This window comes from Mesorhizobium sp. WSM4850, from assembly GCF_055811735.1.
Map to the genome: position 1 here is coordinate 1 of NZ_JBVVPV010000003.1, position 23,416 is coordinate 23,416.

Genomic DNA, 23,416 nt, shown 5'->3' on the forward strand with positions numbered 1-23,416 from the left:
ACGCCAATGGGGAAGCGAGCCGCCACAGGAAGGCGCTCCACGGCGCCCCCCTCTGTCCTGCCGGACATCTCCCCCACTTGGGGGGAGATCGGCAGCTTCGCCGCCGGCTCTTTTTCTACAACTTTGGACATTGGTGAAACCGGCGATGAGGGCGCAATCTCCCCCCTCGTGGGGGAGATGTCCGGCAGGACAGAGGGGGGCGCCGTGGAGCGCCAACTTGCGAGGGACGTTAATTGCCTCGCCGTCAAATCCCTTGCATGGGCTTCGCGGCCTTGTTCGGCAACCATCCTTAGAATAGCGACGGCGACATCACACGCCGCATCTTCTTCGACCATGACGAGCGACACCGCATTTTCCCTGTCGCCAGCAACGGCTACCAGCCAACGGACGCGCGCGTCGGTTCTGACCGCTGCCAGCCGCACATCGGCTGTCACCACATCCATAGCCAACTGTCCACCGCCGTCGACGATCACCGAAACCTTCGGGCCAAGGCGCTGTGCCAGCCCGGCTTCAGCAATCGCTGCCCGAATGCGCTCCGCGAGCGGGCGTGGGTCGGCGATCTCTTGCGGATCCAGCCCGGACAGCGGTCCGGTCTCGACCGGCACGCCGGTGCGCACGGCGATGCCGAGCGCGTCGACCTCCGCCGCCAGCAGCCGGGCGCTGGCCGGCATCAGGCCGCGGATCTGCAGGTTGCCACGCGCGGTTACTTCCATGATGCCGTTGCCGTGCCGCAAGGCGGATTCACCGAGCCCGATCAAGGACTTCGGCGAGAGTCCTCCAGCCATCGGGTTGAGCCGCACCAGAAGCCCGTCGCCGGTTTGCATCGGCGCGGACAAAGCGGGGCAGGAGCCGCGACGTGAGAAGGCGTTCATGCCGCCACCCCTTGGGCTTCGGCGATCAATGCCGCAAGATCGTCGTCGATCGAATTGCGCAGCGGGTGCCAGAGACCGCGCCGCCGCGCCGACAAGAAACGCTCGGCGATGATTTTCGCGGCCGCCGGATTTTCGCGCAGGATAAAGGCGCGCACCACGGGATCGCCGAGATAGGCTTCGTGCACGGCCTCGATCAGCGCGCCCGATACGGCATGGGTGGTCTCGGCGAAACCGACGAGACGGTCGACTGTCTCGGCGAATTCCGAAGCGCCGCGCGGCCCGTGCCGCATCTGGCCGGCAATGAAGCGCGGGTTGACGGCGCGGGCGCGAACCACCCGAGATACGGCTTCTCCAAGCGAGCGCGGCTTCGGCTTTTGCGGATCCGTGGTGTCGAGGACGATGACGTCGGCGTTCTTGCCAAGCGCTGCAAGCGCTGCCGAAAAACCGCCGATGAAGGCGACGTCGGCAGAGCCTTCCAAAATGTCGCGGCCGGGGTCGTCTCCGGTATGGACGAGGAGGTCGGCCTCGGCGACGCGGCCCTCGAACGCGCCGGGCGCTGAAATCGCTTCGCCCTCGGCGCCGCCATAGGCATGCGAGGTGGCGTCGAGATAGGCGCGACCGATTTCTTCGCGCGCCGCCCAGTCGCCGCTCGACAGCAACGCCTCGACACCGGCGCCGTAGGTGCCTGGCGAGGTACCGAAAATGCGCGGGCTGACCTTGCCGTCGGCGCGGGTTTTTGCCGCAAGCGGGTTTTCCATCGCGTCCTCGTCGCGGGCGGCGACGGCGTTAGCGGCGGCATCGATCAGCGCGATCTGGGTCGGGAACATGTCGCGGAACAGGCCTGAGATGCGCCAGGTGACATCGACGCGCGGGCGGCCAAGGGTGGCCGGCGTCAGCACCTCGATGCCGGTGACGCGGCCGGTGGCGCCATCCCATTGCGGCCGGCAGCCCATCAGCGCCAGGCCTTGTGCGATTTCCTCGCCGCCGGTGCGCAGCGAGGCCGAGCCCCAGAGGTCGATAACCAGCGAGCGCGGCCAGTCGCCATGCGATTGCATGTAGCTGCGCAGGACCTCGTCGGAGGCCGCCCTGCCGAGATCGAAGGATGTCGGCGTCGGCATGGTGCGTGGATCTGATGTGAACAGGTTGCGGCCGGTCGGCAGCACATCGCGCCGGCCACGCGCCGGTGCGCCGGCCGGCCCGGCAGCGACATGGCGGCCGTCGAGGGCCGCGATCAGCGCTGACTTCTCGGCCGCCGGACTTTGCTGGCGCAGCGGATCGGTCTCGCCCTCGGCTGAGCGGCCAAAGATGTGCAGGCCGTCCTTGATGGCGAAATCCTTGAGGTCGCAGAGCCAGGCGTCGATGCGGCGCAGCGCTTCGTCGGGCGCGTCGGTTCCGGCGACGCCGGCCTCGGAGGCGAGACCGGTCTTTTCAGCGGTTTCTACAATCAGCTTCGCCAGGCGGTCGCGGCGGCGGCGGTCGAGCCCGTCAGCCTGGGCATATTCGTCGACCAGCCGCTCGAGCTGCTGCTGGTTTTTGTCCAGCCCGGCGCCGGTCAGCGGCGGCGGCAAATGGCCGAGGGTGACGGCGGCGATACGCCGCTTGGCCTGAGCTGCCTCTCCCGGGTTGGAGACGATGAATGGATAGACGACGGGCAGGGGACCGGTGACGATCTCGGGAAAACAGGTTTCGCTCAGCGCCACGGTCTTGCCGGGCAGCCATTCCAGCGTGCCATGGGCGCCGACATGGACGAGGGCATGGACATCGAGCGCCTTGCGCAGCCACAGGCCAAAGGCGATCAGCGCATGGCGCGGCGGCAGCGTCGGGTCGTGATAGTCGGCGCGACGGTCGACTGAACGCCCGCGGTCAGGGGCGAGCGCAACGGTGATGTTGCCGAAGGTGGCGGCGCGGAAGGGTAAATTTGCCGAAGCGGGCGCTTGAACCCCCCCCTCTATCCTGCCGGACATGCCCGGCAGGATAGAGGGGGGTGCCTCGCACCAACCTGTCTCATCTTCAGCATTCCCCCATGCGGCCTCTACCACAGCCATTGCCTCAGCAGGCAATTCCTTCGAGAAGGTCAGATACTCCTCCAACCTCAACCCTTCGCCACCACACTCCAGCATCTCCAGCAACGCACGCGGCGTTTGCGGAATCCCTTCAACGACGTAGCCCTGTTCGCTCAGGTCGTGCAGCATCGCCAGTACGCTGGACGGCACGTCGAGGCCGACGGCGTAGCCGGTGCGGCCTGGCGCGCTCGGATAGTCGGGGATCAGGATGGCGAGCTTGCGTTTTTCGCGCGGCGTGCGCTGCAGGCGCACGAACGCCTCGACACGGTTCGCCACCTGCGCGACGCGGTCCGGCTCCGGCCGGTTGGCGAAGGCGCGGAAGGCCAGTGCCGGATCGACCTCGCTTTCGCCCTTGAAGGAAACGGCGCCAGCAAGGATGCGGCCGTCGAGTTCCGGCAGGACGACATGCATGGCGAGGTCGGCGGGCGCCAGGCCGCGCTGGTTGTCTTGCCAGATATCGCGGCGTGTCGTCGCGACGATGACCTGGAAGACAGGAACGCCGGCGCGGTCGAACAGGGTATCGACGCCGGGCTCAGCACCCGAGGCGAAGGCCGTCGCTGTGATGATGGCGGCCGGCTTCAGCGTGGCAAGCGCGGTTTCGACAAAGGCGAGCGAGGCCGGGTCCTTGAGGCTGGAGACGAAGATCGGCACGGGGGCCATGCCGCGCTGCCGCAGCGCTTCAAAAAGCGCATCGATCGGCGCGACATCGGCGGCGAGCAGAATCGAGCGGTAGAAGAGGATGGGCACGACGTCCCCCTCCCCCTCGAGGGGAGGGTGGCCCGCAGGGCCAAGTGGGGTCGTTGCGGCAGTGCTCGACGTTTTTTGCTGTTGGCGCACTTCAGAGCGTTGGCGCACTTCACAGGCGACCCCACCCCCGGCCTGCGGCCGGACCCTCCCCTCGAGGGGTAGGGGGACGTCGCGCTCTATGACACCGCGTCCCGGTTGATAGTAGCCCGCCTTCGGCACGACAACCGGCTCCGCGACCGCCACATCTGATCCGGCGAGACCTACCAGCCGATGCACCAGCGCCGTCATATTCTCCGGGCCGCCTTCGCGAAAATAGCCGAGCAGGCCGTCGAGTTCTTGCCGCGGCAGCGTCGAGCATTCGATCAGTCGCAGATCCTCGTCGCGGCATTCGCCGGGCAGCAGCGCCAGTTTTATGCCGTGCGCGCGGGCGGTCGAGGCGAGCTGATCGCAGCCGTAGCGCCACCAGTCGTAGCCGCCGAGGATGCGAACCAGAACAACCTTGGCGTGCCGGGCGACGCTGTCGATCCACAGATCGACAGACATCGGATGGCGCAGATCGCGCAAGGCGGCCAACCGCATCGACGGCAGGCGATCCGCGTCCGCCTGCCACGCCGCCGCCAGCCCGGCCAGATCGCTGTCGGTGAAGGACAGCGCCACGACATCCGCAGGCGTCTGCCTGAGATCGACAGGCTCGGCAAGATCGTCGAGCGAGGCGGATGTGGTGGTGAGGATGTGCATCGCGGCTCGTGCCTGAGGTCAGCCGGCGAGGATACGCTCGATCGCCGGGCGGTTCAGCCCTTTCAGGCCGATGACGACGAGGCGGGAGCGGCGATCGTCGGCGGCGGTCCAGGCGCGGTCGTAATAGTGGTTGACGCGCGGCCCGACTGCCTGCAGCAACAGCCGCATCGGCTTGCCGCCGACCTCGACGAAGCCTTTTACGCGCAGTACGTTTTCTTCTTCCGCCGCCGTGGCGACACGCAAAGCCAGCTCTTCGGGATTGGCAATCGACGGAATGTCGATGACGAACGAGTCAAAATCGTCATGCTCGTGATCGAGCTCGTCATCGTGGTGGGTCTTGCGGTTCTCGATGTCGTCCTCGACGGCAAGGCCGAGGCCGAGCAGCACGGAGGGATCGACCTTGCCCTGCGAGGCCGGCACGATCTTCACCGCGCGGGCGGCGTGCTTGCCGATGACGGCATTGGCGCGGGCCGAGCCGGCGGCGTCCATCAGGTCGCTCTTCGACAATATGATCAGGTCGGCGCAGGCGAGCTGGTCCTCGAACACCTCCTCGACCGGATCGTCGTGGTCGAGCGTCTCGTCCTGCGCGCGCTGCGCCTGCAGGGCGTCCATGTCGTTGGCAACGCGGCCTTCGGCCAGCGCCGGTCCGTCGACCACGGCAATGACGCCGTCGACCGTCACCCGGCTCTTCACCGTCGGCCACTGGAAGGCCTGGACCAGCGGCTTGGGCAGGGCCAGCCCGGAGGTTTCGATCAGGATATGGTCGACCCTGGGCGTCAGCGACAGGATCTGGTCGAGCGCCGGGACGAAATCGTCGGCGACGGTGCAGCAGATGCAGCCATTGGCCAGCTCAACGATGTTTTCCTCAGGGCAGGTGTCGATGCCGCATCCCTTAAGAATCTCGCCATCGATGCCGATGTCGCCGAACTCGTTGACTATGATGGCCAGCCGCTTGCCGCCAGCGTTTTCGAGCAGATGGCGGATCAGCGTCGTCTTGCCGGCGCCGAGGAAGCCGGTGACGACGGTGCAGGGCACGCGCGAGACGGAAGTGGTCATATCTGGTCCTTCAAAAGGTCGAGGGGAGGGATGCGGGCAACGAGGCCGCGCTTCAGGCAATCGGGGCGGCCGCGCCATGGCATGAGGCCGTCGGTCGAGGTGGCGAAGAGTTTTGCGCCGGTGATGAGATCGGCGCCGCTGGTCGCGGTCAGGTCGCCAAAGACATAGCTCCAGCAGCCGTCGCGCAGGATAGCGGCGCTGAGGCGGCGCTTGCAGTTGCCGAGGCATTCGACGCTGCGGATACGGATGTTTTCGCCAGAGGCGGCGCGGCGCGTGTCTTCGGCCAACAATTCGCCGGCGCGAGGATGGCCGTCGGAGCCGGTCTCGTCACGGCAGGAGGTGCAGACGATCACGGTGACGTCGGCCAGAGCATCATCATCGCCGGACAATACGCCCGCTGTCTCAGCCGAAAAACTGCTGTCGCGTTCCAAATCAGGCTCCTTGCCCGGAAAACCCGCCAGGCGATCGGATTCTTAAGTCCTAGACGGCAGGTCTCCTGGCTCGCGGGTCATCGCCTTCGTGCCGCCTTCCCGGGATTTTTCCCAGTGGTTATCGGCCTTGGCTCGTCGCTTACAGTTGCGGGGACAGCCGCGGATTTGAAATCGAGATTTCGCACCGCATTCCCTCTTGGCTCCTCCCTTTGCCGAGAGGAGACCGTCTGAACCGGATTTAGGCTTGTGGAGGCAGTCGTGTCAACGCATGCTTCCGACACGGCGATGGAAACGCTTCAGAGCAATTTTGGATGTCGGCGCTGCCCCTCATTGCCCTGCCGGGCATTTCTCCCCGTATAGTGACGGGGAGAAAGAACTGGCCGCAACGGCGGCGCCCCCTCCTGCAACGCTGGCGATTGGCGAAACCATCGATGACAGCGTCCCTCTCCCCGTCTCTATACGGGGAGAGGATGCCGGCAGGCAGGTGAGGGGCGGCGCCGACATCGGCAATCCCTTACGAAACCGCGACTTCCGCCAGCGCCTGGCCCAAATCCCCCGCCGGCGTCACCTCGATGCGTTCCAAGCCGAGCCAGCCCTGCATCAGCTTCACTTCCTCAAAAAGTTCGGCGGCGGTTTGCGGCGGCGCGCCGGGCTCGGCATAGGCGGCATGGACGCGCAGCACGCCGGCCGGGCGGTCGGCCTTGACGTCGATGCGCGCCACGATCCTTTCGCCGAGCAGGAACGGCAGCACATAATAGCCGTACTGGCGTTTTTCGGCCGGGGTGTAGATCTCGATGCGATAGCGGAAGTCGAACAGTCTTTCCGTACGTGCTCGCTCGAAGACAACCGGATCGAACGGAGCGAGCAAGGCGCGCGCCTCGATCTTGCGCGGAAAACGGGCATCCCTGTGAAGATAGGCTGGCTTGCTCCAGCCTTCGACGGTCACCGGCAAGAGGTCGCCGGCGTCGACCAGTTCCTCGATGCGGCCTTTGATGTCAGCGGGAGAGAGGCGAAAATAGTCGCGCAGGTCGCCTGCTGTCGCGACGCCGTGGGCGCGGGCGGAGATGCGCAGCAATTCGCGGTGCGCATCCTCAGGTGAGGGCACCGGCAGGGCAAGTATTTCCGGCGGCAGCACGCGCTGCGGCAGATCATAAAGCCGCTCGAAGCCACGACGTGACGCCGTGGTGATGCGGCCGGCCCAGAACAGCCATTCGAAAGCGTGCTTGGCGTCGCTCCAGCCCCACCAGCCGCCGGAGCCTTTCTGGCCTTCCAGGGCGGAAGCGGCGATCGGGCCGCGTTCGACGACCTCGCGATAAATGTCTTCAATGTAGGCGGCGCGCTCGCGGCCCCACTTGGCCAGCCCGCTATACATTTCCTCGCCACGTTCGGCCCGTTCCATGCGCCAGCGCATCAGCGGATAGGTCTCGACCGGCAGAAAGGAGGCTTCGTGCGCCCAATATTCGAAGACTTTGCGCTTGCGCGTCACGGCGGCGTTGTCGAGCAGGGCGAGCGGGTAGGGGCCAAGCCGCGAATAGAGCGGCATATAATGGGCACGCACCACCGCGCTGACGGAATCGATCTGCAGCAGACCGGTCCGGCCAAGCACACGGGCCAGATGGCGGCGATCGGGCGAGCCGTTAGGGCGAGGATCGGCAAACCCCTGTGCGGCAAGCGCGATGCGCCGGGCCATGGCGAGCGAGATTTTTTCCTTCATGCAGACGGCACTCTGTCGGCGTTCGACCAAAGGTGGGAGAGATGATTCCGCACCATGCTAGCAGGGTTCCGGCGGCATCTATGTCAGGAGAGAAAAGTGGAGTAAAAAGCGAAGGAAATCAACAGGAGCGGATTGGACCAGTTTATCCGGATATGCCGTCGAGCACCGTGTTTTGAACAAGGTTTGACTTGCTTCGCCGAAAGCCCTGCGCTAACCCTCGCCGCGTTGCAGCATAGCGCCCCCTAAAACGGTTCAGTGGTTAAACTGTCACGCTTCCGCAAGTGGGTCCGGTGCTGTAATCAGAGTGGATTGGCCGCCAACGGAAAGCTGCAGCATGAACGCATTGTTGAGTTCGTACCTGCCCATCGTCCTGTTCATCGGCGTGGCGCTGGTCGTCGGCCTGGCGCTGCTTGCCGCACCCTTTCTGGTGGCCTACCGCAATCCCGATCCGGAAAAGCTTTCCGCCTATGAATGCGGCTTCAACTCCTTTGACGATGCCCGCATGAAGTTCGACATCCGCTTCTACCTGGTGTCGATCCTGTTCATCATCTTCGATCTGGAAGTGGCCTTCCTGTTTCCGTGGGCAGTGTCTTTCAGCCAGATCGGCATGCTCGGTTTCTGGTCGATGATGGTGTTTTTGGCGGTGCTGACCATCGGCTTTGCCTATGAATGGAAGAAAGGAGCGCTGGAATGGGATTGAGCGACAATTCCGGCACGCTCGTCGCGCCGAAGCCAAAAGGCATTCTCGACCCCAGCACCGGAAAGCCGGTGGGGGCGAATGATCCCTTCTTCCTCGAGATCAACGACGAGCTTGCCGACAAGGGCTTTCTCGTCACCTCGACCGAGGCGCTGATCACCTGGGCGCGCAGCGGCTCGCTGATGTTCATGACCTTCGGTCTTGCCTGCTGTGCGGTCGAGATGATCCACACCTCGATGCCGCGCTATGACTCGGAGAGGTTCGGCGTTGCGCCGCGCGCCTCGCCGCGCCAGTCCGACATCATGATCGTCGCCGGCACGCTGACCAACAAGATGGCGCCGGCGCTGCGCAAGGTCTACGACCAGATGCCGGAGCCGCGCTACGTCATCTCGATGGGCTCCTGCGCCAATGGCGGCGGCTACTACCACTATTCCTATTCGGTGGTGCGCGGCTGCGATCGCGTCGTGCCGGTCGACATCTATGTGCCCGGGTGTCCGCCGAGTGCGGAAGCGCTGCTCTACGGCATCCTTCTGTTGCAAAAGAAGATCCGCCGCACCGGCACGATCGAGCGGTGAGCGCGATGATGAGCCTGAATGAACTCTCGACCTATCTCGGCGAGAAGCTGAGCGGCCGGATCGGCGATGCGGTGCTTGCCTATGGCGAACTCACGATCTCGCTCGAGCCGCACGATCTGATCGAGGTGGTGAGCTTCCTGCGCGACGATCCAAAATGCCAGTTCATCTCGATCATCGACGTTTGCGGCGCCGATTATCCGTCGCGGGCCAAGCGCTTCGACGTCGTCTATCACCTGCTGTCGCCGAAGCAGAATATTCGCATCCGCATCAAGGTCCAGGCCGACGAGGAGACGGTGGTGCCATCGATCACCGGCGTTTATCCCGGCGCCGACTGGTTCGAACGCGAGACCTACGATCTCTATGGCGTGCTGTTTTCGGGCCATCCCGATTTGCGCAGGATCCTGACGGACTACGGCTTCGAAGGTCATCCGCTGCGCAAGGATTTCCCGCTGACCGGTTTCGTCGAGGTGCGCTACGACGACGAAGCCAAGCGGGTCATCTACGAGCCGGTGGAATTGAAACAGGAATTCCGCAATTTCGATTTTCTCAGCCCTTGGGAGGGGACGGATTACGTCCTTCCAGGCGACGAAAAAGCCAAGACGAATTGAGACGCCAAAATGGCTGAAACTTCCGTCCGCAACTTCAACATCAATTTCGGCCCGCAACATCCGGCGGCGCATGGTGTTTTGCGTCTTGTGCTAGAACTCGACGGCGAAGTCGTCGATCGCGTCGATCCGCATATCGGGCTTTTGCATCGCGGCACTGAAAAGCTGATCGAAGCCAAAACCTATCTGCAAGCTGTGCCCTATCTCGACCGGCTCGACTATTGCGCTCCGATGAACCAGGAGCATGCCTTCGCGCTTGCCGCCGAGCGGCTGCTCGGCATCGAGGTGCCGAAGCGCGGCCAATTGATCCGCGTGCTCTATTGCGAGATCGGCCGCATCATGTCGCACATTCTCAATGTGACGACGCAGGCAATGGATGTCGGCGCGCTGACGCCGCCGCTGTGGGGTTTTGTCGAGCGCGAAAAGCTCATGGTGTTCTATGAGCGGGCCAGCGGTTCGCGCATGCATGCAGCCTATTTCCGGCCCGGCGGCGTCCACCAGGACCTGCCGCAGCAGCTGGTCGAGGACATCGGCAACTGGATCGATCCGTTCCTGAAATCGCTCGACGACCTCGACGCACTGCTGACCGGCAACCGCATCTTCAAGCAGCGCAACGTCGACATCGGCATCGTCTCGCTGGCCGACGCTTGGGCCTGGGGCTTTTCCGGCGTCATGGTGCGTGGATCCGGCGTCGCCTGGGATCTGCGCAAGTCGCAGCCCTATGAATGCTATGCCGAGATGGATTTCGACATTCCGATCGGCAAGAACGGCGACTGCTACGACCGTTATCTCGTGCGCATGGAAGAGATGCGCCAGTCGGCGAAAATCATGCGCCAGTGCGTCGACCTGCTGCTCGGCAAGGAAGGCAGCGGGCCGGTGTCGAACCTCGACGGCAAGGTGGTGCCGCCGAAGCGCGCGGCGATGAAGCGCTCGATGGAAGCGCTGATCCATCACTTCAAGCTCTACACCGAGGGGTACCGCGTGCCGGCCGGCGAGGTCTATGCGGCCGTCGAAGCCCCAAAAGGCGAGTTCGGCGTCTATCTCGTCTCGGACGGCACCAACAAGCCCTATCGCTGCAAGCTGCGCGCGCCCGGATTCGCGCATCTGCAGGCCATGGATTTTTTGTGCCGCGGCCACATGCTGGCCGATGTCACCGCCGTTCTCGGCTCCCTCGACATCGTGTTTGGTGAGGTGGACCGGTAGCAATGAACGCGCTTGTCACCGCAGCGGTCCTGACAATGGCGGCCCAAGTTCCTGCTTGGGGCCCCGATGGTCGGCTGCTGTCACGAGACCTGCTGAAGATTGGGTTTGAGCTGGTTGCGGAAGGTGACTTATTGATGGGGCGCACGTTCGAGCGACATGCACCGATGGATGAAGGGATTGTTCTTCATTCCTTCCCGCAGTGCCAGCTGGATTCGTTCGTTGCCCAGGTGCCCAGCCGGCCACGGCCCTATTGTGTCTCCTGGGTTGGCGATCGTTATGACGAATACATCCGCCTGAAGCGCGGGAAAGAAGAGTTTGTGTGCGTGTTAGGGCAATCCGAGAACTGCTATCGCGTCTCCAGCTCGATTCAGTAAGAAACAAATAAAGCGAAACTCCATGTCAGTCCGCCGTCTCGCAGAAGCCAGCCTCCAGCCAGCCTCCTTCGCCTTCAACCGGGCGAATGCGGCAGCGGCGAAGCAATGGATCAACAAATATCCGAAGGGCCGCGAGCAGTCGGCGATCATCCCGTTGCTGATGCTGGCGCAGGAGCAGGAAGGCTGGGTGACCAAGGCGGCGATCGAGACGATCTCCGACATGCTCGGCATGCCCTACATCAGAGGGCTCGAAGTCGCGACCTTCTACACCCAGTACCAGCTCAATCCGGTCGGCACCCGCGCGCATATCCAGGTCTGCGGCACCACGCCCTGCATGCTGCGCGGCTCGGAAGCGCTGATGGATTTGTGCCGATCGAAAATCCATCACGACCAGTTCCACACCAACGACAAGGGCACGCTGTCGTGGGAAGAGGTCGAATGCCTTGGCGCCTGCGTCAACGCGCCGATGGTGATGATTTTCAAGGATACGTTCGAGGATCTGACGCCGGAGCGGCTTGCCGAGATCATCGACCTCTATGATGCCGGCAAGGGCGCCTCGGTGACGCCGGGGCCGCAGAACGGCCGCATCACCTCCGAGCCAATCACCGGCCTGACGACGCTGAAGAGCGAAAAGGCAATCCTGAAGACGACCCGCGACAAGGACGCCAAGGCAGCCGCCAAGGCCGCCAGGGAGGCAGCGCCAGCGGCAATTGTCGCGGCGCCAGCGGCTCTGGCCCAGGCATCGGCCGGCCCCGTTGCGCCGTCGAAGGCCAGCAAGCCGAAGACCGATGCGCCCGAAACCAGCCCGGCGCTGGAGACGCCTTCTCCGGCAAAGGTCGCACCGGATACGGAAAAGGCGGCGAGCGTCAGAGCGCCGCGGCATTCGGCGGCCAACGCCAACAAGGCCGCGCCGGAAGTCGAAAAGGTTTTGAAACAGCGCAGCGGTCCGATAGTCAAGGCTGAGCCAGCGGCTGCTTTCAAGGCGCCGGAAGCCAAGGGCACGCAGCTCGGCGCTGCCGGTAAGACGGCCGCCGCGAAGACGACCAATGCCAAGCCGACCAGTGCCAAGCCGACCAATGCCAAGACGGGCAATGCCAAGACGGGCAATGCCAAGATGGGCAAGCCTTCGCTCGAGGACAAGAACCGTCCGGCCAGCATCGCGAGGCCGGCGCTGGTCGACGATCTCAAGCTGATCTCGGGCGTCGACCCGAAGATCGAAGGCATCCTGCATTCGCTTGGTATCTTCACCTACGCGCAAGTCGCGTCTTGGAAGAAGGCCGAGCGCGAGTGGGTCGATGGCTATCTCAGTTTCCACGGCCGCATCGAGCGCGAAGACTGGGTCAAGCAGGCCAAGGCGCTGGCCAAGGGCGGGGTCGCCGAATATATCCGCGTTTTCGGCAAGAAACCGGTCTGAGGGACGAACAATGCTTCAGGACAGAGACCGCATCTTCAACAACATCTACGGCCGCTTCGACAAGTCGCTGGCCGGTGCGATGGCGCGCGGCGCCTGGGACAACACGCCCGGCATCATTGCCAAGGGGCGCGACTGGATCGTCAACGAGATGAAGGCATCAGGCCTGCGCGGCCGCGGCGGCGCTGGCTTCCCGACCGGGTTGAAATGGTCGTTCATGCCCAAGCAGAGCGACGGCCGGCCGAGCTATCTCGTCGTCAACGCCGACGAATCCGAGCCCGGCACCTGCAAGGACCGCGATATATTGCGCCACGATCCGCATACGCTGGTCGAGGGCTGCCTGATCGCCGGCTTCGCCATGGGCGCGATCGCCGCCTACATCTATGTGCGCGGCGAGTTCATCCGCGAGCGCGAGGCGCTGCAGCGCGCCATCGACGAGGCCTATGCGGCCAGGCTGATCGGCAAGAACAACACGTCCGGCTACGATTTCGACATCTACATGCATCATGGCGCCGGCGCCTATATCTGCGGCGAGGAAACGGCGCTGCTCGAAAGCCTCGAAGGCAAGAAGGGCCAGCCGCGGCTGAAGCCGCCGTTTCCGGCCAATGTCGGCCTCTATGGCTGCCCGACGACGGTCAACAATGTCGAGTCCATCGCGGTGGCGCCGACCATTTTGCGGCGTGGCGCTGCCTGGTTCTCGTCCATTGGCCGGCCCAACAATGTCGGCACCAAACTGTTCTGCGTTTCGGGCCACGTCAACACGCCGTGCACCGTCGAAGAGGCGATGTCGATCCCGTTCCGCGAGCTGATCGAGACGCATTGCGGCGGCATTCGCGGCGGCTGGGACAATCTGCTGGCGGTCATTCCGGGCGGCGCTTCGGTGCCGCTGGTGCCGGCGGAGCAGATCATCGATGCGCCGATGGATTTCGATGCGCTGCGCGACCTGAAATCGGGTCTCGGCACGGCGGCTGTCATCGTCATGGACAAATCGACCGATATCGTGAAGGCGATCGCCCGGCTTTCCTACTTCTACAAGCACGAGAGCTGCGGCCAGTGCACACCGTGCCGCGAAGGCACCGGCTGGATGTGGCGGGTGATGGAGCGGCTGGTGCGCGGCGAGGCGCAGAAGCGCGAGATCGACATGCTGCTCGACGTGACCAAACAGGTCGAAGGCCACACGATCTGCGCGCTGGGCGATGCGGCGGCGTGGCCGATCCAGGGCCTGATGCGGCATTTCCGCGGCGAGGTGGAGCGGCGTATCGACGAGTTTTCGCGCAATGCGCACCGGGCAGAGCCGGTGATGGTGGCGGCGGAATAGAGAAGAATTTGAAGCGGGCGATTGCCCGATTGGAATGCGGGCAGGTGCCCGATCTGAGATACGGGCGAATGCCCGATCTGAAGTACGGGCAAGAGCCCGATCTGAAATACGGGCAAGTGCCCGATTTGAGGAAACAGGCCGGGGCATACGGAAGAAACGACCAGGAGACTACCTATGTCGCTGAATTCGAGACCCGAACATTTGATGCCAGATTTGGACCCGTTCGAGAAGATGAACCAGGACCTGACCAGGATGATGCCGAAGGAGATGGCCAGCGCCGTCAATCTCCTGGCGCACCCTGTCGCGGGTGCGGCAGCGATGTCGGCGCTCGGCATCGGGCTTGCCAATCATGCCTTTGGGTTGTGGATGGGCGTGCTCTCGGGCGCCGCCGAGGCCTCGCAGCGGCTCTTCCAGCCGATCGTCGACGATTTCGATGCCAGGGTAGAACGCTTTTCGCAGACAGGGACAAGCTCCTCGACCAAGGCGCGCGCGGCGACGAAAACCTTGATCGCCGAGGCGCAGTCCTTCGCCAGGAACGTGAATGACATAGCCGCGAACAGCATGGATGATGCACGCAGCGTGGTGGATGCGGCTGCCGCACCGGCCGGGTTGATGCCGGAGGATTTCAAGCAGCCCAAGGCAATGGATCGTCCGGAAAACCCGGCAGACCTCAAGGCAATATCGGGCATCGGGCCGAAGCTGGAACAGGTGCTGAACGGCTTGGGCATCTGGACCTACGGCCAGATCGCGACATGGACGCCGGAAGAGATCGCCTGGGTCGACGATTATCTGTCGTTCAAGGGCCGCATCGGTCGCGACAACTGGCTTGGCCAGGCAGCGGCGCTGGCCGCAAAGGCCGAGAGGTAGGCGACGCGATGGAGGTCCACGACAGGCGCGATGTTCTCGACGTGCGCAACGCCATCGTCAGCAATTCCAGTTTCGATGACGTCAACATGTCGAACACCCGGTTTCACGACGTCAACCTGTCGGCGGCCAGGATCCACCGCACCAACCTGAGCAACACCAAGGTGGAAGACGCCAATCTTTCGAACGCGTATTTCACCAACGTAAACATGAGCAACGTGAAGATAGAAAACGCGCAGGTTGCGGGCATGATGATCAACGGCATCAGCCTTGAAGACCTGTTCCAGGCATATGAGACGGCGAAGACCGCCGGGGGCAATTGATGGCAAAGCTCAAGGTCGACGGGAAAGAGATTACTGTACCCGACCACTACACGCTGCTGCAGGCAGCCGAGGACGCCGGCGCCGAAGTGCCGCGCTTCTGCTTCCATGAGCGGCTGTCGATCGCCGGCAATTGTCGCATGTGCCTGATCGAGGTGAAGGGTGGGCCGCCCAAGCCGCAGGCGTCCTGCGCCATGGGCGTGCGCGATCTGCGTCCGGGGCCAAATGGCGAAACGCCGGAAATTTTCACCAACACGCCGATGGTCAAGAAGGCCCGGGAAGGCGTGATGGAATTCCTGCTGATCAACCATCCGCTCGATTGCCCGATCTGCGACCAGGGCGGCGAGTGCGACCTGCAGGATCAGGCGATGGCGTTCGGCGTCGATTCCTCGCGCTATCACGAGAACAAGCGGGCGGTCGAAGACAAGTATATCGGGCCGCTGGTCAAGACGATCATGAACCGCTGCATCCATTGCACGCGCTGCGTCCGCTTCACCACCGAAATTGCCGGCATTTCCGAGCTCGGCCTGATCGGCCGCGGCGAGGACGCCGAAATCACCACCTATCTCGAAAGCGCGATGACATCGGAACTGCAGGGCAACGTCATCGACCTTTGCCCGGTCGGCGCGCTGACCTCCAGGCCCTACGCCTTCCAGGCGCGGCCGTGGGAACTGACCAAGACCGAATCCATCGACGTGATGGACGCAGTCGGCTCGGCGATCCGCGTCGATTCCAGAGGCCGCGAGGTGATGCGCATCCTGCCGCGCACCAACGAGGCGGTGAACGAGGAGTGGATTTCCGACAAGACCCGCTTCATCTGGGACGGCTTGCGCACCCAGCGCCTCGACCGGCCATATGTCCGCAAGAACGGCAAGCTGGCCCCGGCAAGCTGGGTCGAGGCTTTTTCCGCGATCAAGGAAGCGGTGTCGAGCACCGCGCCCGACAAGATCGGCGCCATATCAGGCGATCTCGCCGCCGTCGAGGAGATCTATGCGCTGAAGCTGCTGATGGCCTCGCTCGGCTCGAAGAACACCGACTGCCGCCAGGATGGCGCCGCGCTCGATCCGTCGCTCGGCCGGGCAAGCTATCTCTTCAACCCGACCATCGAGGGCATCGAGCAGGCCGACGCGGTGCTGATCATTGGCGCCAATCCGCGCTTCGAGGCGTCCTTGCTTAACGCCCGCATCCGCAAGCGCTGGCGGCTCGGCAACCTGCCGGTCGGCGTCATCGGCGATGTCGGCGATACGCGCTACGACTATGAGCAGCTCGGCGCCGGACCGGAATCGCTGAAGGATTTGGCCGATGGCAACGGCAAATTCTTCCAGGTGCTGAAGCAGGCGACGCATCCGCTTGTCATCGTCGGTCAGGGCGCGCTGTCGCGCTCGGACGGCGCGGCCGTGCTCGGCCAGGCGGCGAAGCTCAGCCTGGCCGTCAATGCCGCGAGAGCCGACTGGAACGGCTTTGCCGTGCTGCACACTGCGGCGGCGCGTATCGGCGGTCTCGATGTCGGCTTCGTGCCGGGCGAGGGCGGCAAGAACGTCGCCGGCATGCTGGGCGATATGGAGGTGCTGTTCCTGCTCGGCGCCGACGAGATCGACATGACCAGGACCGGCGGCGCCTTCGTCGTCTATATCGGCACGCATGGCGACCACGGCGCGCACCGCGCCGACGTCATCCTGCCGGGCGCCGCCTATACCGAAAAATCGGGCACCTACGTCAACACCGAGGGCCGGGTGCAGCAGACCAACCGCGCCGGCTTCGCGCCGGGCGATGCGCGCGAGGACTGGGCGATCCTGCGGGCGCTGTCGGATGTGCTGGGCAAGAGATTGTCGTTCGATTCGCTGCCGCAGCTGCGTGCAAAGCTTTATGGCGAATACCCGCATCTTGCCCGCATCGACCAGGTCGCGGCCGGCAATGCCGACGATATCGCCAAGGTGGCGAAGCTTGGCGGGCGGCTTGGCAAGGGCAGCTTCACCTCGCCGGTCAAGGATTTCTACCTGACCAACCCGATCGCGCGGGCTTCCGCAGTGATGGCGGAGTGCTCGGCGCTGGCGAAAAACGGTTTTAGGCAGGCGGCGGAATAGCATGGACACCTTCTTCTCCTTCTACGTGCTGCCGGCGCTGCTCATCCTGCTGAAGTCGGTCGTGCTGATCGTCGTGCTGTTGATCTTCGTCGCCTACATCCTGTACGCGGACCGCAAGATCTGGGCGGCGGTGCAGTTGCGCCGCGGCCCGAACGTCGTCGGCCCATGGGGCACGCTGCAGGCTTTCGCCGACCTTCTGAAGTTCGTGTTCAAGGAGCCGGTGATTCCGTCCGGCGCCAACAAAGGCGTTTTTCTGCTGGCGCCCTTGGTTTCGGCGGTGCTGGCGATCTCGGCCTGGGCAGTGATCCCGGTCAACGAGGGCTGGGCGATCGCCAACGTCAATGTCGGCATCCTCTACGTCTTCGCCATCTCCTCGCTCGAGGTCTATGGTGTGATCATGGGCGGCTGGGCGTCCAATTCGAAATATCCGTTCCTCGGCGCGCTGCGCTCGGCGGCGCAGATGGTGTCCTACGAGGTCTCGATCGGCTTCGTCATCGTCACAGTGCTGCTTTGCGTCGGCTCGCTCAACCTGTCCGACATCGTGCTGTCGCAGGCGGACGGGCTGGGAACTCGGGTTGGCCTGCCCAACACCTTCCTCGATTGGCATTGGCTGTCGCTGTTCCCGATGTTCGTCATCTTCTTCATCTCGGCGCTGGCCGAAACCAACCGCCCGCCCTTCGACCTTGTGGAAGCCGAATCGGAACTCGTCGCCGGCCATATGGTCGAATATTCGTCGACGCCGTTCCTGCTGTTCTTCCTCGGCGAATATGTCGCCATCGTGCTGATGTGCGCGCTGGCCACCATCCTGTTCCTCGGCGGCTGGCTGCCTCCGTTCGACTTCGCTCCCTTCACCTGGGTGCCGGGGCTGATCTGGTTCGTGCTCAAGGTCTGCCTGGTGTTCTTCATGATCTCGATGGTGAAGGCTTTTGTGCCGCGCTACCGCTACGACCAGCTGATGCGGCTCGGCTGGAAGGTCTTCCTGCCGATCTCGCTGGCGATGGTGGTGATTGTCGCCGCGTTCCTCAAGATCACGGGGTTTGCGTGATGGGCGATCCGGCAATCCTGGTGCTTGGCGCCGCTGCTGGCGCCTTGGTGGCATGGCTGACGTCTGTTTTCGCGTTGCCGACTGCGCTGCACATGTTTGGGCGTTCAAAAGGGCTCGGCCTGCCCGTTTCCGTCGAGGAAAAGCAAATGCGCGAGCATTTGATCCGTAGACTCTACCTTGTGGTTTCTCCGCTTGCGTGTGGCGTCATGGGCGCCGCGGTCGCGTTGCAAATGTTTGGGGGTGCTGAATGAGCACGCTGTATCAAGCCGCAAAATCGCTGCTGCTGCAGGATTTCGTCAGCGCGTTCTTCCTGTCGATGCGCCAGTTCTTCGCGCCGAAGGAGACGATCAACTATCCGCACGAAAAGGGGCCGACCAGCCCGCGCTTTCGCGGCGAGCATGCGCTGCGCCGCTATCCGAACGGCGAGGAACGCTGCATCGCCTGCAAATTGTGCGAGGCGATCTGCCCGGCGCAGGCGATCACCATCGAGGCCGGCCCGCGCCGCAACGACGGCACCCGCCGCACCGTGCGCTACGACATCGATATGGTGAAGTGCATCTATTGCGGCTTCTGCCAGGAAGCCTGCCCGGTCGACGCAATCGTCGAGGGACCGAATTTCGAGTTCGCGACCGAGACGCGCGAGGAACTTTATTACGACAAGGACAAGCTCTTGGCCAATGGCGACCGCTGGGAGCGCGAACTGGCGCGCAACATCTCGCTGGACGCGCCGTACCGCTGACATTTGACGCATGGACGGGGCGAGAGGCCTCGTTTAAGGAACACGCGGCTTCGGCACCGGAGGCGGAGCCAAGCCACACATCGAACAGGACGAACGTCCTGTTCGGACAGGAACCCGGGGGAACCCATGCTGAATGGACTAGAGGCGGCCTTTTTCTACCTCTTCGCCTTTGTCGCGGTGGCGTCGGCGTTCATGGTCATTTCGGCGCGCAATCCCGTGCATTCGGTGCTGTTCCTGATCCTGACCTTCTTCAATGCCGCAGGCCTGTTCATGCTGACCGGCGCCGAGTTTCTGGCTATGATCCTGCTCGTCGTCTATGTCGGCGCGGTCATGGTGCTGTTCCTGTTCGTCGTCATGATGCTCGACGTCGATTTCGCCGAAATGAAGGAAGGCGCCCTGCAATATGCGCCGATCGGCGCGCTGGTCGGGCTGATCCTGGCGGCTGAGCTGATCGTCGTGCTCGGCGGCTATACATTCGCGCCGCAACTGGCGGCAACGGTTGCAAAACCCACTCCGGACCTTGCCGCCCGCTCGAACACGGCAGCGCTCGGCGACATCCTCTATACCGACTACCTCTATTATTTCCAGATTGCCGGCCTTGTGCTGCTGGTCGCCATGATCGGCGCCATCGTGCTGACGCTGCGCCACAAGCCGGGCATCAAACGGCAGTCGATCGCCGCACAGGTCGGCCGCACGCCGGCAACGGGGATGGAAATCCGCAAGGTCAAGACGGGCGAAGGAATCTGAGATGGTCGTCGGCATCGCACATTATCTGACCGTATCGGCGATCCTGTTCACGCTCGGCGTGTTCGGCATTTTTCTCAACCGCAGGAACATCATCGTCATCCTGATGTCGATCGAGCTGATCCTGCTCGCGGTCAACATCAATTTCGTCGCCTTCTCAGCAGCACTCGGCGATCTCGTCGGACAGGTGTTCGCGCTGTTCGTGCTGACGGTCGCAGCGGCTGAAGCGGCGATCGGCCTCGCCATTCTCGTCGTCTTCTTCCGCAACCGCGGCTCGATCGCGGTCGAAGACGTGAACATGATGAAGGGTTGACGGAAACCACCATGTATCAGGCCATCGTCTTCCTTCCTCTGCTCGGCTTCCTGATCGTCGGCCTGTTCGGCACGTCGCTCGGCGCCAAGGCGTCCGAATACATCACCTCCGGCTTCCTGGTGATATCAGCCGTGCTGTCGTGGGTCGCCTTCTTCGCCGTCGGCTTCGGCGAGGGCGAGGTGTTCACCGTGCCGGTGCTGCGCTGGATCCAGTCGGGCGGGCTGGAGGCCGCATGGGCACTGCGCATCGACACGCTGACGGTGGTGATGCTGGTCGTCGTCAACACGGTGTCGGCGCTGGTCCACATCTACTCCATCGGCTACATGCATCACGACCCGAACCGGCCGCGCTTCTTCGCCTATCTGTCGCTGTTCACCTTCGCCATGCTGATGCTGGTGACGGCTGACAACCTCGTGCAGATGTTCTTCGGCTGGGAAGGCGTCGGCCTCGCCTCCTATCTGCTGATCGGCTTCTGGTACAAGAAACCGTCGGCCAATGCCGCCGCGATCAAGGCCTTCGTCGTCAACCGCGTCGGCGATTTCGGTTTCGCGCTCGGCATCTTCGGCGTGTTCGTGCTGTTCGGCTCGGTCAATCTCGGCACCATCTTCGCCAATGCGGCGACGTTCATTCCGGCCGAAGGCGCGCCGGAGGGCGCTGCCGTGCTGACCTTCCTCGGCTATGCGCTCGACAAGCAGGCTGCGATGACCGTCGTCTGCCTCTTGCTGTTCATGGGCGCCATGGGCAAGTCGGCCCAGGTGCCGCTGCACACCTGGCTGCCCGACGCCATGGAAGGCCCGACGCCGGTCTCGGCGCTCATCCATGCCGCCACCATGGTGACGGCCGGCGTGTTCATGCTGGCGCGGCTGTCGCCGCTGTTCGAACTGTCGCATTCGGCGCTGATCGTGGTCACCTTCATCGGCGCCTTCACCGCCTTCTTCGCGGCGACCGTCGGCCTCGTCCAGAACGACATCAAGCGCGTCATCGCCTATTCGACCTGCTCGCAGCTCGGCTACATGTTCGTGGCGCTCGGCGTCGGCGCCTATGGCGCGGCGATCTTCCATCTGTTCACGCACGCCTTCTTCAAGGCGCTGCTGTTCCTCGGCTCGGGCTCGGTGATCCACGCCGTCTCCGATGAACAGGACATGCGCAGGATGGGCGGCCTCAGAACGCTCATTCCGAAGACCTACTGGATGATGGTGATCGGCACTCTGGCGCTGACCGGCGTCGGCATTCCGGTGACGGTCATCGGCACCGCCGGCTTCTTCTCCAAGGACGCGATCATCGAAAGCGCCTTTGCCGCGCACAATCCGGTCGCCGGCCTTGCCTTCGTGCTGCTGGTCGTCGCTGCCTGCTTCACCAGCTTCTATTCCTGGCGCTTGATCTTCATGACCTTCCACGGCCAGCCGCGGGCGAGCCACGAGGTCATGCACCATGTCCATGAATCGCCGCCGGTCATGCTGGTGCCGCTGTACATCCTGGCGGCGGGCGCGCTGTTTGCCGGCGTGATCTTCCATGGCGCCTTCATCGGCGAGGGCTATGCCGAGTTCTGGAAGGCGTCGCTGTTCACGCTGCCGGAGAACCACATCCTGCACGACATCCACGAAGTGCCGTTTTGGGTGAAGCTGTCGCCGTTCGTCGCCATGCTGATCGGCTTTGCGATTGCCTGGCAATTCTACATCCGCGCGCCGGAGATGCCGAAAAACCTGGCGGCGCAGCATCGCGGGCTCTACGCCTTCCTGCTCAACAAGTGGTATTTCGACGAGCTCTTCGATTTCCTGTTCGTGCGGCCGGCAAAACGCCTCGGCCACTTCCTGTGGAAGACCGGCGACGGCACCGTGATCGACGGACTTGGTCCTGACGGGGTTTCGGCGCGCGTCGTCGACGTCACCAACCGGGTCGTCAAACTGCAGACCGGCTACCTCTATCACTATGCCTTCGCCATGCTGATCGGCGTTGCCGCATTCGTCACCTGGATGATGCTCTGATGACCGCCTGGCCGATCCTCTCGCTGGTCACCTTCCTGCCGCTGGTTGGTGTGCTGTTCATTCTGCTGATCAACGACGACAGCGAGAATGCCCGCCGCAACATCCGCGCCATAGCGTTGTGGACGACTGGTATCACCTTCATCATCTCGTTGTTCATCTGGACCGGCTTCGACAATGCGGAGCCCGGCTTCCAGTTCGTCGAGAAGTTTGCCTGGCTGGATTCCGGCATCTCCTACCATATGGGCGTCGACGGCATCTCCATGCTGTTCGTCATCCTGACCACCTTCCTGATGCCGCTCTGCATCCTGGCTTCGTGGGAATCAATCGAGAAGCGCGTCAAGGCCTACATGATCGCCTTCCTGCTGCTGGAGACGCTGATGATCGGCGTGTTCTGCGCGCTCGACATCGTCTTGTTCTACGTCTTCTTCGAGGCCGGCCTGATCCCGATGTTCATCATCATCGGCGTGTGGGGCGGCAAGCGGCGCGTCTACGCCTCGTTCAAGTTCTTTCTCTATACGCTGGCCGGCTCGGTGCTGATGCTGCTTGCCATCATGGCGATGTTCTTCCAGTCCGGCACCACCGACATCCCGACGCTCCTGACGCACAACTTCCCGGCCTCCATGCAGACCTGGCTATGGCTCGCCTTCTTCGCGTCTTTCGCCGTGAAGATGCCGATGTGGCCGGTGCACACCTGGCTGCCGGACGCGCATGTCGAGGCGCCGACGGCCGGTTCGGTGATCCTGGCCGCCATCCTGCTTAAGATGGGCGGATATGGCTTCCTGCGCTTCTCCCTGCCGATGTTTCCGATCGCCTCGGAGATGTTTGCGCCGCTGGTCTTCGCGCTGTCCGTCGTCGCCATCATCTACACCTCGCTGGTGGCGCTGATGCAGGAGGACATGAAGAAGCTGATCGCCTATTCGTCGGTCGCCCATATGGGCTTCGTCACCATGGGCATCTTCGCGATGAACCAGGAAGGCGTCCAGGGGGCGATCTTCCAGATGCTGTCGCACGGCCTGGTCTCCGGCGCGCTGTTCCTGTGCGTCGGCGTCATCTACGACCGCATGCACACGCGCGACATCGACGCCTATGGCGGGCTGGTCAACAACATGCCGAAATACGCCACCGTGTTCATGATCTTCACCATGGCCAATGTCGGCCTGCCCGGCACCAGCGGCTTCGTCGGCGAGTTCCTGACCATGCTCGGCGTGTTCCGGGTCAACACCTGGGTGGCGTTCTTCGCCGCCACCGGCGTCATCCTGTCGGCGGCCTATGCGCTGTGGCTGTATCGCCGGGTGATCTTCGGCGCGCTGACCAAGGACAGCCTGAAAGGCCTGCTCGACCTGTCGACGCGCGAGAAGGTGATCATCTACCCGCTGGCCGTGCTGGTCATCTTCTTCGGCGTCTACCCGGCGCCGGTCTTCGACGCGACCGCCGCATCGGTCAAGGCGCTCGTCACCAATGTCACCGCATCCATCGACACCGCGCAGACCGCGGCGGCGAACTGACCCGAGAGGTTTG

General features: G+C 63.5%; 22 protein-coding genes and 1 riboswitch. Of the genes, 17 read left to right on the plus strand and 5 right to left on the minus strand.

The window, feature by feature from the left end:
- The 5 genes from cobG to AC0L2Z_RS05945 form a co-directional block, all read right to left on the minus strand.
- The coding region (gene cobG, locus AC0L2Z_RS05925; RefSeq protein ID WP_473627079.1) for a precorrin-3B synthase at positions 1-872 on the minus strand (872 nt) is incomplete at its 3' end.
- Positions 869-4,420 (minus strand): cobaltochelatase subunit CobN, encoded by a 3,552-nt coding sequence (cobN, locus tag AC0L2Z_RS05930; RefSeq protein WP_473627080.1) that lies wholly within the window; start codon positions 4,418-4,420, stop codon positions 869-871. The genes cobG and cobN, both read right to left, overlap by 4 nt.
- A gap of 18 nt (positions 4,421-4,438) precedes the next feature.
- Positions 4,439-5,476 carry a cobalamin biosynthesis protein CobW gene (gene cobW, locus AC0L2Z_RS05935; protein WP_128167001.1) on the minus strand — a complete coding sequence of 346 codons (1,038 nt, stop codon included), beginning with the start codon at positions 5,474-5,476 and terminating at the stop codon, positions 4,439-4,441.
- Positions 5,473-5,907: a DUF1636 family protein gene (locus AC0L2Z_RS05940; protein ID WP_473627082.1), complete on the minus strand. Its 435-nt coding sequence runs from the start codon at positions 5,905-5,907 to the stop codon at positions 5,473-5,475. Before AC0L2Z_RS05940 ends, cobW begins: the two co-directional genes overlap by 4 nt.
- Positions 5,908-5,945: 38 nt before the next feature.
- Positions 5,946-6,150, minus strand: a riboswitch (cobalamin riboswitch).
- A 271-nt stretch (positions 6,151-6,421) separates the two neighbouring features.
- Positions 6,422-7,621 (minus strand): winged helix-turn-helix domain-containing protein, encoded by a 1,200-nt coding sequence (locus tag AC0L2Z_RS05945; RefSeq protein ID WP_473627084.1) that lies wholly within the window; start codon positions 7,619-7,621, stop codon positions 6,422-6,424.
- 334 nt (positions 7,622-7,955) lie between these two features.
- On the opposite strand from AC0L2Z_RS05945, the gene AC0L2Z_RS05950 reads away from it, so the two are divergent.
- From AC0L2Z_RS05950 to AC0L2Z_RS06030, 17 genes are all read left to right on the plus strand, one after another.
- Positions 7,956-8,321, plus strand: coding sequence for an NADH-quinone oxidoreductase subunit A (locus AC0L2Z_RS05950; RefSeq protein WP_023798850.1), 366 nt, complete (start codon positions 7,956-7,958; stop codon positions 8,319-8,321).
- Positions 8,312-8,893, plus strand: a complete 582-nt coding sequence (locus tag AC0L2Z_RS05955; RefSeq protein ID WP_023798851.1) for a NuoB/complex I 20 kDa subunit family protein — start codon at positions 8,312-8,314, stop codon at positions 8,891-8,893. The genes AC0L2Z_RS05950 and AC0L2Z_RS05955 overlap by 10 nt, the downstream gene beginning before the upstream one ends.
- A gap of 5 nt (positions 8,894-8,898) precedes the next feature.
- Positions 8,899-9,501 carry an NADH-quinone oxidoreductase subunit C gene (locus tag AC0L2Z_RS05960; protein WP_473496504.1) on the plus strand — a complete coding sequence of 201 codons (603 nt, stop codon included), beginning with the start codon at positions 8,899-8,901 and terminating at the stop codon, positions 9,499-9,501.
- 9 nt (positions 9,502-9,510) lie between these two features.
- A complete protein-coding gene (locus AC0L2Z_RS05965) occupies positions 9,511-10,701 on the plus strand; it encodes an NADH-quinone oxidoreductase subunit D (RefSeq protein WP_473627086.1) in 1,191 nt (396 codons plus the stop codon).
- Positions 10,702-10,703: 2 nt separating this feature from the next.
- Positions 10,704-11,075 carry a hypothetical protein gene (locus AC0L2Z_RS05970; RefSeq protein ID WP_236377065.1) on the plus strand — a complete coding sequence of 124 codons (372 nt, stop codon included), beginning with the start codon at positions 10,704-10,706 and terminating at the stop codon, positions 11,073-11,075.
- Between the two features lie 22 nt (positions 11,076-11,097).
- Positions 11,098-12,489, plus strand: a complete 1,392-nt coding sequence (gene nuoE, locus AC0L2Z_RS05975; RefSeq protein ID WP_473627088.1) for an NADH-quinone oxidoreductase subunit NuoE — start codon at positions 11,098-11,100, stop codon at positions 12,487-12,489.
- Between the two features lie 10 nt (positions 12,490-12,499).
- Complete coding sequence (gene nuoF / locus AC0L2Z_RS05980) at positions 12,500-13,804, plus strand: NADH-quinone oxidoreductase subunit NuoF (RefSeq protein ID WP_473627090.1); 1,305 nt, start codon at positions 12,500-12,502, stop codon at positions 13,802-13,804.
- A 174-nt stretch (positions 13,805-13,978) separates the two neighbouring features.
- Positions 13,979-14,671 (plus strand): NADH-ubiquinone dehydrogenase subunit, encoded by a 693-nt coding sequence (locus AC0L2Z_RS05985; protein WP_023798857.1) that lies wholly within the window; start codon positions 13,979-13,981, stop codon positions 14,669-14,671.
- Between the two features lie 8 nt (positions 14,672-14,679).
- Positions 14,680-14,991 carry a pentapeptide repeat-containing protein gene (locus AC0L2Z_RS05990; RefSeq protein ID WP_128180400.1) on the plus strand — a complete coding sequence of 104 codons (312 nt, stop codon included), beginning with the start codon at positions 14,680-14,682 and terminating at the stop codon, positions 14,989-14,991.
- Positions 14,991-17,072 (plus strand): NADH-quinone oxidoreductase subunit NuoG, encoded by a 2,082-nt coding sequence (gene nuoG / locus AC0L2Z_RS05995; protein ID WP_473627091.1) that lies wholly within the window; start codon positions 14,991-14,993, stop codon positions 17,070-17,072. The genes AC0L2Z_RS05990 and nuoG overlap by 1 nt, the downstream gene beginning before the upstream one ends.
- Before the next feature lies 1 nt (position 17,073).
- Positions 17,074-18,117 carry an NADH-quinone oxidoreductase subunit NuoH gene (nuoH, locus tag AC0L2Z_RS06000; RefSeq protein ID WP_287230308.1) on the plus strand — a complete coding sequence of 348 codons (1,044 nt, stop codon included), beginning with the start codon at positions 17,074-17,076 and terminating at the stop codon, positions 18,115-18,117.
- Positions 18,117-18,368, plus strand: a complete 252-nt coding sequence (locus tag AC0L2Z_RS06005; protein WP_091594332.1) for a hypothetical protein — start codon at positions 18,117-18,119, stop codon at positions 18,366-18,368. Before nuoH ends, AC0L2Z_RS06005 begins: the two co-directional genes overlap by 1 nt.
- Positions 18,365-18,856, plus strand: coding sequence for an NADH-quinone oxidoreductase subunit NuoI (gene nuoI, locus AC0L2Z_RS06010; protein WP_091594334.1), 492 nt, complete (start codon positions 18,365-18,367; stop codon positions 18,854-18,856). Before AC0L2Z_RS06005 ends, nuoI begins: the two co-directional genes overlap by 4 nt.
- A gap of 126 nt (positions 18,857-18,982) precedes the next feature.
- A complete protein-coding gene (locus AC0L2Z_RS06015) occupies positions 18,983-19,603 on the plus strand; it encodes an NADH-quinone oxidoreductase subunit J (protein ID WP_023798862.1) in 621 nt (206 codons plus the stop codon).
- A gap of 1 nt (position 19,604) precedes the next feature.
- Positions 19,605-19,913, plus strand: a complete 309-nt coding sequence (gene nuoK / locus AC0L2Z_RS06020) for an NADH-quinone oxidoreductase subunit NuoK (RefSeq protein WP_023798863.1) — start codon at positions 19,605-19,607, stop codon at positions 19,911-19,913.
- Between the two features lie 11 nt (positions 19,914-19,924).
- Entirely contained in the window at positions 19,925-21,898 is a 1,974-nt protein-coding gene (nuoL, locus tag AC0L2Z_RS06025) for an NADH-quinone oxidoreductase subunit L (RefSeq protein WP_091594513.1), read from the plus strand.
- Positions 21,898-23,403 carry an NADH-quinone oxidoreductase subunit M gene (locus AC0L2Z_RS06030; protein ID WP_023798865.1) on the plus strand — a complete coding sequence of 502 codons (1,506 nt, stop codon included), beginning with the start codon at positions 21,898-21,900 and terminating at the stop codon, positions 23,401-23,403. Before nuoL ends, AC0L2Z_RS06030 begins: the two co-directional genes overlap by 1 nt.
- The last annotated feature ends 13 nt before the right edge of the window (positions 23,404-23,416 follow it).